The following is a 10979-nucleotide window of genomic DNA, read 5'->3' as shown; positions in this document are numbered from 1 at the left end:
TTCATTATATGAAATTTTAAAAATTCCAATTTCGTTTATTTCAGTAGGCGTATTTATGATTTCACGTTCGATTGTTATTATTTCCAACATAACAGGATCTTGTTCATTTTATTTTATCTGTTGGCAATCTTTTTACGACAAAATTAATTGAAGGCATTGCCTATTTGTCGGGTAATCTAAAGTTGTCTACCATTTTTGAATGAAAAATAAATGCTTTAGTATATAGGTATAGCTGGCTAATATTCAGTAAGTTAGGCCGATAAGATGAATATAAATTTCTTTCGGTGAGCAGAAATGCAACTAGAGCAATCGTTCCAATCGCTATATATTTACGATGTGCTTTGGGCTTTCCTGGAATTTCGCGTGAAAAGTGGAGTCATGGCATACCTCCTGGGAAGAAAGATTTATTAAATGGTTTCATCCGCCACCGGGAAGGAAGGGTATCAATTATCTATCAAAGGTTCATAATAGCCGAAAATATTCATTTGTAAATAAATAAAGTCGTATGAAGCCCGTAAGCATCAAATACTTGACTAGCCTTTTGCTTCAATAGCAATTAAACTCATCAAAAGATATCAAGAAATTTGCTATTTAATGGTTGGATTAATTAATCTTTTATTTGGAAGTCGAAAAAATAGCATTAGTTATAAGCTAAATCGTTAAATCAACTGGTTTGGCTTTGCTGTTTTTCTAGTTTTCTGAATCTTGGAATCATTTAAAAACCATTATTCTGCGCCATAGATAGGTAAATGTTAAGATTTTATAGGCTTAATTTGTATTTTTGCGTAAATGCCCTTTGATAATCTGAACGATAGCGAAGAATTAAGATACCTCGAAGACTTAAAAGTTGGGAAAAGGGATGCTTTTGATTTCATTTATGCTAGATATAGTAAAATGTTGCTTCCAAAGATGCAGCGAATGATTAAATCAAGTGAAATTGCTGATGAATTAATGCAGGATTGTTTTTTTAAAAAGTCTGGCTAAATAAATCGGAAATCGATCTCGAAAAATCATTCAAAGGCTGGATTTTTACCATCGCTCAGAATACCATCTATGCCTATTACCGCAAATTAGCGCTTGATATCAAAATGCAAAGGCATCTTCTGGAAACTTTTGCGGAATTCTACAATCAAACAGAAGATTATATTTTCAATAAGGAACGTCTTTCCTTGTTGAATGAAGCGATAGAAAAGCTTCCTGCACAACGTAAAGAGATTTTTAAGCTTTGTAGGATAGAAGGAAAGAGCTACCAGGAAGCCGCAGAAATATTGTCTTTAAGTCCATCAACGGTGAGTAATCAACTGGTCAGTGCTACCAAATATATCAAACGATATGTCTTTTTTCACGCTCAGGAATTCATTCTGCTTTGCATTGCGGCTTACCTCAAAAAATAAAATAAAAAAAACAAAGCATGAATAGTGTGTTTCGCAATCTCGTGCATATTATACTATGACAACGATGGAAGAAAACACTTCAAAACCAGAATTATTCGGAAAATTTCTTGCTGAGAAAAGCAGTGCTGCCCAATTGAATCAACTTTTTGATTACTTCGGCAATGCTGATCAGGAGGAGTTGGAAAGATTGATCCGTGCCGAATTTGAGAAGGACACACAAGATTTAAGCGAAACTGATCAGCCGAGACTTGATTTGATTTATTCAAATCTCACGAAACAGCTATTTGCCAAGCCGGAAAGCAACTTGCTCAGAGTACTTAGGTCTGAAATAGTAAAAATTGCCGCTGCCATTTTAGTGTTTTTTTCAATTGGCCTGATGATCTTTAAGTTTTTGAATCCCACCCATAACGTCGTTCCGGGTGCTGCTATCGCCACCTTAAGTTTTAATGGTGCAAAAGCTAAACTCGGAGCAGTTCAAAAGGGAGTGATTTATGCGCAAGGTGGTATTCAGATTATTAAGAAGGCTGACGGTTCAATCGTTTACATGGCCGTAAATGCTGATGCTGCAACTGCTTCTAAATTGAATACCCTGGAAACGCCAAATGGTGGTGAGTACAGGATTACACTGGGCGACGGCTCGGTTGTGATGTTGAATGCCGGCTCAAAACTAATCTTCCCGATGGATTTTCGCGGACCGGAAAGGAAGGTTTATGTAGAAGGAGAGGCTTTCTTTAACGTAACAAAAAATCCTGAGAAACCTTTTATTGTGGCCATCGGTGGCAGTGAAATTAAAGTCTTAGGCACACAGTTTAACGTAAGCAGCTATCCTGAAAATGAAGGAACGGAAGCAACTTTATTGGAGGGCAGTATTCAATTCTCCAACACAAGCGGCAAAGTTGTTTTAAAACCAAATCAGCAGGTAATTGCAGGTTACAGTACATTAAATGTGCGTAATGTTTCTGCTGAGGATTTTAGCGCATGGACCAAAGGCGAATTTTTGTTTAATGATACGCCATTGGCTGTTGTAATGCAGAAGTTAGCCAGATGGTATAACGTCGAAGTAGATTTGACAGTTTTACCGAAGAAAAATCTCTACATGAAAATATCCCGCAGGGCGGATATTGATGAGGTGCTGGGAAACATTTCAAAAGCTACAGGCCTAGAATTTAATTTGAAAGCGAATAAAATTGTATTAGAAGAGTAAGATTCCCCGTCGTCGTCAACTAACAACCAACCAAACTAATTTTTATGACAAACCACTACTTTCGCTTCGTCCGATCGGGATGCGGCTATTTATTAAACTGGTCTGCATTTTTATTAATAACGATGTTAATTTCGTTTGATGTAAATGCGCAAAATACCCAGTACAACTTTAACAAAGCGCCACTTAACAGTGTTATTTCAGAGATATCAACAAAAACATCCTACGAATTTGTTTATGATGCTGAATTGGTAAAAAAAGCTAAGCCGATTGATCTGAGCCTAAGCACATCAAATATTAAAACATTGATGGATGCGGTAGTTAAAGGGCAAGCTTTTAGTTATGAAATTCGTAACAACAGAACAATTGTATTAAAAGCTGTTTTTGAAAATCTGGAGGACTACATGCTCCATGGTATGGTCACCGACAGTCTGGGCGGGCCATTACCCGGGGCATCTGTAAAAATCAAAGGTACAAATAGATATACAACCACAGATGGAAACGGTCACTTTAACATGAACCTAAATAGCCAGTTTAATACTTTGGATATTAATTATATCGGATACCTTTCCGCTACACAAAAATTTGATAAAGATGCTGCTTTGAAAGTTGTCACTGTTAAACTGATGGCAAACTCATCATTACTGGCTGATGTGGTAGTAAATGGATTTCAATCTTTACCAAAAGAAAGACAAACAGGATCATTTGCAGTTGTTGATAGTGCAACATTAAACAGGCAAATTAATCCCGATTTGTTAGCAGCCCTGGAAGGTAAAGTTGCCGGTTTGATGTATACCAAAAATCCTAATGGATTGAGTGCAGATCAACCAGTATTAAGAGGTGTTGGTACCTACTCTGCTAATGTAGGCACAAGCCCTTTGATAGTGGTAGATGGTTTGCCTTCAGAACTTACTCTTGACCAGATTAATCCATATGATGTAGAGTCAATTACAGTATTAAAAGATGGTGCAGCAGCATCAATATATGGTTCAAGATCTGGTAATGGCGTTATTGTAATTGCGACCAAAGGTGGAAAAGCAAAGGGTGTAAACATCACTTTAAATGCTGATTTATTTATTTCAGGAAAACCTGATATAGCTAAGATGCATTACGCATCGACAAGTGATTTAATAGATTATGAAACTGCAGTGTATAATACAGAAAGAGCTCGTTTTACTACTACAGAATCGATGTTTAGTGGCTATGGAAACGTGAATAATGGCACAATAAAATATTATTCACCACTGTACGAACTATATCGTCAGCAAGCTACCGGAGCTATTACTACTACTCAGTTAAATAACACTATTAATCAATTAAGGCAGAATGATTACATTAAAGATTACGTTGATAATATTTGGCAAAATGAAGTAAGGCAGCGTTATAATTTGTCTTTCAACTCTGGTAACGGAAAGAGTAGCAATTATCTGTCACTGAATTATGATGCATCAGATGAGCGCATGAAATATGACAACTCCGAAAACTTTAACATTTATAACAAATCGACGTTTAACTTAAAAAAATGGTTAACCGCCACAATTGGTATAAATGCTTCATATAATACAAGTACAACAAGTAATTTTGATTATACAAACTATCTGTTACAGCCAAGATATGCACAAATTACTGATGCAAACGGAAATCTGGTTTATTCCGATTATGTGAATTTAAACGACGGCTTTAGCTCTTCTGGTGCAGTAAATGGGGCGGTAATTTCAACTTTAAAAAACAATAACAATTTCAAATCATTTGGTTTTAATCTTCTTGAATCGATGCAAGAGGGTTTAGCCAAAAATAAAGCAATAAACATACGGACGTTTGCAAACTTAAAGGCGAATATTTACAAGGGTTTAAGCTACAGCATGCAGTTTCAATATGAAAATAGAAATGCTGATAGTGAATCTTTTTATGATAAGAATAGTTATAGAATGCGTTATGCCTATAATTATTTAACAAGTTACAATGCCACAACAGGAATTTATACCCGTAATTTACCTGATGGTGGCAGATATTATCAACTCAATAGAAAAAGTAACAGCTATACCTTTAGAAATCAGTTAAGTTATGATAATAGTTTTGGCAAAAATCAGGAACATAATATAGCTGCAATTGCTGGGGTAGAGATGAGGCAAACGCTAACACCAAGAAGTTTGGAAACCGTAAGGTATGGTTATGATCCAGTTACTTTAAGCTCGACTACGTTAAATATGGCTACTTTGAGTACCGCAGGTATAACCAGTTATATTGGAGGTACGCGTACTTTAAGTGCTTTGGCAACTAAACAAGAGCAAATTAAACATAGATACCTTTCTGCTTACAGCAATATGAGCTATACTTTTCAGGGGAAATATAACTTAACTGGAAGTGTTCGTGTAGACCAGGCAGACTTATTTGGTGTAGATCCTCAATACAAAAATCGTCCACTTTGGTCAGTTGGTTTGGGTTGGAATGCCAACCGCGAGGAGTTTTTGAAAAATATAGAATGGTTAAACATGCTTAAAGTAAGGGCAACCTATGGAATAAATGGTAATGTTGATCAAAGCTCATCGCCATATTTAACGGCAACATTAAGAAATGATGTTTTATTCCCTTCACTTCAATACACCAACATATCAACACTTCCAAATCCTAAATTACGTTGGGAGAAAGTTGCCTCAACTAATTTTGGTATCGATTTTTCAACTTTAAACAACAGATTAAGGGGAAGTGTAGATTTCTACAGCAAATACAGCAACGATTTACTCGTAACTACAGAATTAGATCCAACTGTTGGCGCAATATCGAGGATATTAAATAATGGTGCGTTGAGAAACAGAGGCATTGAATTAAACCTTACAGGCGATTGGTATAAAAACAATGATTTAACATTTAGTTCGCAATTTGTAATCGGCTTCAATAAAAATAAAGTAATGGAGGTTAATACTGCTGCTCAAAATGCTTATTCATATGTGGGTGCACCAGCTAATTACTTTTTCATCAATCAACAATTTAATTCTTTATACGCTTATCGATATGGAGGTATGACAAATGGTTATCCATATTTTTTAGATGAAAATGGAAATTCTAACGTTACCTTCAACGCTGCAGGAGTGCCTACAGCAGTAAAAGATATCACAAATACAAGCGCTATTGTAAACATGGGATCTTTAACACCATTATATTCTGGATCATTCAGTCAAAGAGTGAGCTATAAAAGTTTTGAATTAAGCGCAATGCTGGTTTTTTCGGGCGGTAACAAATTAAGAAAAGACGTAACTGATTTATCATCGAACACAGTTTACGATCAGGATATTACACAAAGATGGACAGCCACTACAACTAGTGAATTGCCACGTCTATATGTAGATTATGCAACGTCGGCATTAAATTATGCTTCCACATTGAGTTCATTATGGAAATATTCTGATATTCAGGTGCTAGATGCTTCATACATTAAGTTGCGTAACATCATACTGTCCTATAATTTACCTCAGCAAGTTAGCCGTTTAATTCACGTTAGTAATGTTCGTGTATCAGGTCAGGTTAACAATTTATGGTATTGGAGTGCGGCTGGCGACGATATCGATCCTGAAACCTATTCTGCAAATTCTGGCACCAGATCATTGCAAATACCTAAAACCTTTATTCTTGGTCTTAATGTAACTTTTTAATTAAAAGATGAAAAAATATTCATACATAGTAACAATCTTACTGGCAGTTCTGGTATCGGGTTGTGAAAAATATACTGACGTCGTTCCAACAGGTTCCATAGTAGTGGAAACTGCTGAAGACTATTATAAATTAGTTTCATTACCCAATAGAGCTTATCCAATTAATAATTTTCAATACCTGGTTGATGATCAGTGGATTCGTGAATCTTATGTAATTGGTCAGAGAAAAAGCATCGACATTATTAATTTCACTTTTGATGATAGTGATGCCCGTACTAATTTGTTATCAGGATCATCCTTCTATAATCAGACTTATTCTTACATTAATCGATGGAATACAGTTATATCACTTGTAGATGGGAGTAAAGGTGAGGATAATATCAAGCAGTTAGCTAAAGCTGAAGCTAAAATTTACAGGGCATTTGATCATTTTATGTTGGTAAACGTGTACGCAAAGGCATATGATCCAGCTACTGCAGCTACTGATGGTGGCATTTGTATAATGGACAAATATGATCTCGAAGCAAAACCAATAAAATCAACAGTTGCTCAGGTATACGATTTTATTCAAAAAGATATCGAAGATGCACTCCCTTATCTTCAAAAAGTAACTGTTGATCCATACCATCCTTCTTTAGCGTTTGCTTATGGTTTAAAAGCTAAAATTCATCTATTTAAACATGAGTTTTCTTTGGCTAAAGAAGCTGCTCAAAAATCATTAAGTTATAATAATACGATATATGATTTAGTAGCATACAGCAAATTAGGTGGGCCCAGTACGCTTCCTGTTTTAGCAGGAGAAAATCAAGAGGTATTGAGCTTTATGTATATGACTGGATATACGGAAATGAGTTTTGCCTACACCTGTATTCTAAGCCCAGAATTGGTTAAGCTTTTTGGAGCAAATGATGCAAGATTTAATCTGTTTATGAACACCACAAGCACAAGTTTGCTTGATCCTGGTGCCGGAACAGCTTATTTCAGTGTTAATTATACCAAGTTCTTTTACCCAACAGTTGGAATGAAAACTACTGAGGTATACTTGATGTTAGCGGAGTGTTATGCCCGGGAAGGCAGTCTTTCAGAGGCTATGGGTATAATTAATCAATTAAGGGCTAAGCGTATTTTAAGTGGTATAACGACTCTTCCAGTACCAGGAACTATAAAGGGAACTATGAATATCATTATCGAGGAGAGAAGGAAAGAATTGCTACTTGGATTTCATCGGTTTTTTGATTTGAAAAGGCTAAACAATGAGCCTGATTATGCTAAGACAGTTACACATACTTTTCCCATTGTAAATAAAACTGTTCCTCAAGTTACCTATTCCCTGAGTCCGAATTCAAGATTGTATATCATTCCATTCCCATCAGGAGCAATGAAACTCAACCCTAACTTAAGATTAAATACCAACGAAACCCTTCCGTTTTAAGATGAATTTTAAACAAATTTTATTTCCGATTTCATTTGCGCTCTCGCTAACAGCATTTGGTCAGAAATCGGTTACAAAACCTGACAGTTCTGCGAAAAAAGCACCTGTAGAATATGCCAAGGTAATTCCGGCAACGGCAATTGGACAAGATGGACTTTTTAATGTTCGGCAGGTAGATCAGAAATGGTATTTCGAGGTGCCTGATACTTTGTTAGGGCGTTACTTACTTGCCGTTACCCGTTACATTACCACACCTCAGGGCTTTGGCAGTTTCGGTGGGGAGAAAGTGAATGAACAGACGCTTTACTTTCAAAAAGGAAACAATAATAACCTCTTTTTAAAAGGAGTTGTTTACCGCCAGGAAACTAAAAATACGGATGGACCAATTTATCAGGCGGTGATGCAATCGCAGGAAAGTCCTATTGTGGCAAATTTTGATATCAAAGCCAAAAATCCAATAACTGGAAATTATGTAATCGATGTGACTGATTTTTTCAAAAAAGATATCCCGGTGGTTTCTATTCCTGCGGATGAGAAGTCATCCAAAAAGTTAAACAGTTTAGCTGATGACCGTTCTTTCATTGAGCGTATTGCCTGTTATCCTCTAAATGCTGAAATCAAAACCACAAAAACCTATGCTAGCGCTGGACTTGGTATTCCAGCAGGTGCATTAACTGGAGCGGTAACCTTGCGGTTAAACACATCGTTTATTCTATTGCCAAAGGTGCCCATGAGAAAGCGTTTATCTGATGAACGTGTGGGCTATTTTAATAACAAGTACATTCTTTTTGATGAAGATTATCAGCGTACGCAAACAAAATATATTGTACAGCGCTACCGTTTGGAACCTAAAAAAGAAGATTTGTCAAAATACAACAGGGGAGTTTTAGTAGAGCCGAAAAAGCAAATTGTTTATTATATCGATCCGGCGACACCAAAAAAATGGCGCAGTTATTTAATTCAAGGAATAAATGACTGGCAAAAAGCTTTCGAGCAGGCCGGTTTTAAAAATGCGATCATCGGAAAGGAGTGGCCAGCTAATGATACCACAATGAGTTTGGAGGATGCCCGTTTTTCTGTAATCAGGTATTATGCTTCTGAAACACCAAATGCTTACGGACCAAGAATCAGTGATCCACGCAGTGGGGAAATTATGGAAAGCCATGTAGGGTGGTATCACAATGTGATGAAACTGGTGCACAACTGGTATATGATTCAGGCAGGGCCAATAGATAAAAGGGCGCAGAAAATGCAGTTCGATGATGAACTGATGGGGCAGTTGATTCGCTTTGTTTCTTCACATGAACTCGGACATACCCTCGGATTAAGGCACAATATGGGGGCGAGCAGCCAGACACCTGTTGAGAAATTACGTGACAAAGCCTGGGTGGAGAAAAATGGCCATACCGTTTCTATTATGGATTATGCCAGATTTAATTACGTGGCGCAGCCTGAAGATAATATTTCGCCTAAAGGAATTTATGCCAGAATAGGGGCTTACGACAAATGGGCAATTAACTGGGGTTACCGCTATTTTGATAAAGTGAAAGATGAGTATGAAGAAGAAAAACTATTGGCGAAGATTACAACAGATACATTGACTAAAAATCCAAGATTATGGTTTGGCGGGGAAGGAAAAGATGAAGATCCGAGAAGTCAATCTGAAGATTTGGGAGATGATGCAATTGCTGCAAGTGAATATGGAATCAAAAACCTGAAAAGGGTAGTTGCTAATTTAAATCAGTGGACTTATGAGCCTGGCGACCAGTACAATAATCTGGAAGAATTGCATAAGGACGTGGTGAAGCAATATAGCCGTTATTTGTATCATGTAATGAAAAATATCGGCAATCGCTATGTAACCAAAAGAAGTGTGGATGAGAAAGGAGTGATTTATGCGGAGGTTCCGAAAGCGAAGGTAAAAAGCGTAGTAGGATACGTGGGACGGCAGGTTTTTGAAGCACCCCTGTGGATGTATCCTGCAGAAATTTCAAAATTTATTGATCTGAAACCCATGGAGCAAATTTCTGATCAGCAATCGCAGATGTTAAACATGTTTTTGAGCGCTGGCATGCTGTATAACTTGAGCCAGAAAGCGTTAAATTCTACCGATCCGTACCCAGTTAGCGAGTTCTTAAATGATTTATTGCCAACAGTTTGGAAAAAAACCTCGACTGACATTCAGCAAAATACTTATCTAAGGAGTTTACAACGATCTTACATAGAAAAATTAGGTATGTTGATCAATCCAAAAGATGTTGCTGACGGAAAGATGATGAGTAATGCCCAGCGTAGTGATGTCAGGTTGGAAGCCATTGCTCATATCAAAGCCATTAGAAAAAAGGTAGAAGAGCTCGCCCCACTAACTTCAGGAATCGATCAGCTACATCTCCAAGATATAACTATAGATATAGATAAAATTTTAAAGAAAACAAGCTTAAACCCTTAAAAATGAAGAATTACATTATCGCTGCAATAATTTTAATAATTGCAGTGAACATCAATACAAGTGCTCAGGTTAAAACATCTGCGCAAGAAGTAGCCACACCAGAACTGGCTCAACAACGAGAGGAGCAGAAGAAAAGAGTGGTTGCTCATTATTTAGCCATGAAAAACAGCCTGGTTGTTTCCGATTTTAAAAAAACAGCTACGGCTGCATCAGAATTTTCTACCGCTTTTGGGAAATTTAAATTTAAGAAATTGACGTTGGATGAAATGAATACAGCTACCACTGCCCGTAAAGATATCAAAGCATTAGCTGACAGTATTGCTGTTTCACCATCAATAAATGAACAGCGGAAGTTATTTGAAAAGTTATCCATTCAATTTTGGTCAATCGTAGAGAAGGTAAAACCTGAAAATATGATGCTTTACAAGCAAAAATGTCCGATGATGGGTACTACATGGGTTAGTGATGATAAGAAGATTGAAAACCCGTATTATCCAAAGAATATGCTTACCTGCGGTGAAGTGATCGCAGAAAAATAAGAACTTAATTATAGTTAATGATTGATAGCTGCAGGATAACGGATGTTTCTTGCAGCTTATTTTATGCTTGATTCTTAACCACGTTTTATATAGTGAGTCGGTTGAATAATACGATATGCACTTGAACTGAATAAATGTTTAGGCTATTATTGTTTCTAGCCGAAGGTTATATAGATATGTTAACGAATAGTATAAATAACAAGCAAATTATTGGAGAAGTTTGTGTTTAAAGAGGCTAAATGGATATTGCAAAAATACCGCAGCTTTTTTTGCGGTATGAAAGACTCAAAGTTCTGGTTTGAGAGTGTGTACGT

6 protein-coding genes are annotated in these 10979 nt (G+C 36.7%); all 6 read left to right on the top strand.

What is annotated here, in order from left to right:
* Positions 1 to 995 precede the first annotated feature (995 nt).
* Positions 996 to 1394, top strand: coding sequence for an RNA polymerase sigma factor (locus tag ON09_RS24445; protein WP_157259009.1), 399 nt, complete (start codon positions 996 to 998; stop codon positions 1392 to 1394).
* A gap of 64 nt (positions 1395 to 1458) precedes the next feature.
* Positions 1459 to 2598 (top strand): FecR family protein, encoded by a 1140-nt coding sequence (locus ON09_RS19110; protein WP_010602673.1) that lies wholly within the window; start codon positions 1459 to 1461, stop codon positions 2596 to 2598.
* Positions 2599 to 2642: 44 nt separating this feature from the next.
* Complete coding sequence (locus ON09_RS19105) at positions 2643 to 6245, top strand: SusC/RagA family TonB-linked outer membrane protein (RefSeq protein ID WP_157259008.1); 3603 nt, start codon at positions 2643 to 2645, stop codon at positions 6243 to 6245.
* 7 nt (positions 6246 to 6252) lie between these two features.
* Positions 6253 to 7677, top strand: coding sequence for a RagB/SusD family nutrient uptake outer membrane protein (locus ON09_RS19100; protein ID WP_010602671.1), 1425 nt, complete (start codon positions 6253 to 6255; stop codon positions 7675 to 7677).
* 1 nt (position 7678) lies between these two features.
* On the top strand, positions 7679 to 10126 hold the full coding sequence (locus ON09_RS19095; RefSeq protein WP_010602670.1) for a zinc-dependent metalloprotease: 2448 nt from the start codon (positions 7679 to 7681) through the stop codon (positions 10124 to 10126).
* A gap of 2 nt (positions 10127 to 10128) precedes the next feature.
* On the top strand, positions 10129 to 10665 hold the full coding sequence (locus ON09_RS19090; protein WP_010602669.1) for a DUF3347 domain-containing protein: 537 nt from the start codon (positions 10129 to 10131) through the stop codon (positions 10663 to 10665).
* Positions 10666 to 10979: the final 314 nt, after the last annotated feature.

The organism is Pedobacter agri PB92 (assembly GCF_000258495.1).
GTDB classification, from domain to species: domain Bacteria; phylum Bacteroidota; class Bacteroidia; order Sphingobacteriales; family Sphingobacteriaceae; genus Pedobacter; species Pedobacter agri.
Note: the sequence above shows the minus strand (reverse complement) of the source record. Positions and strands in the feature narration are given on the sequence as shown.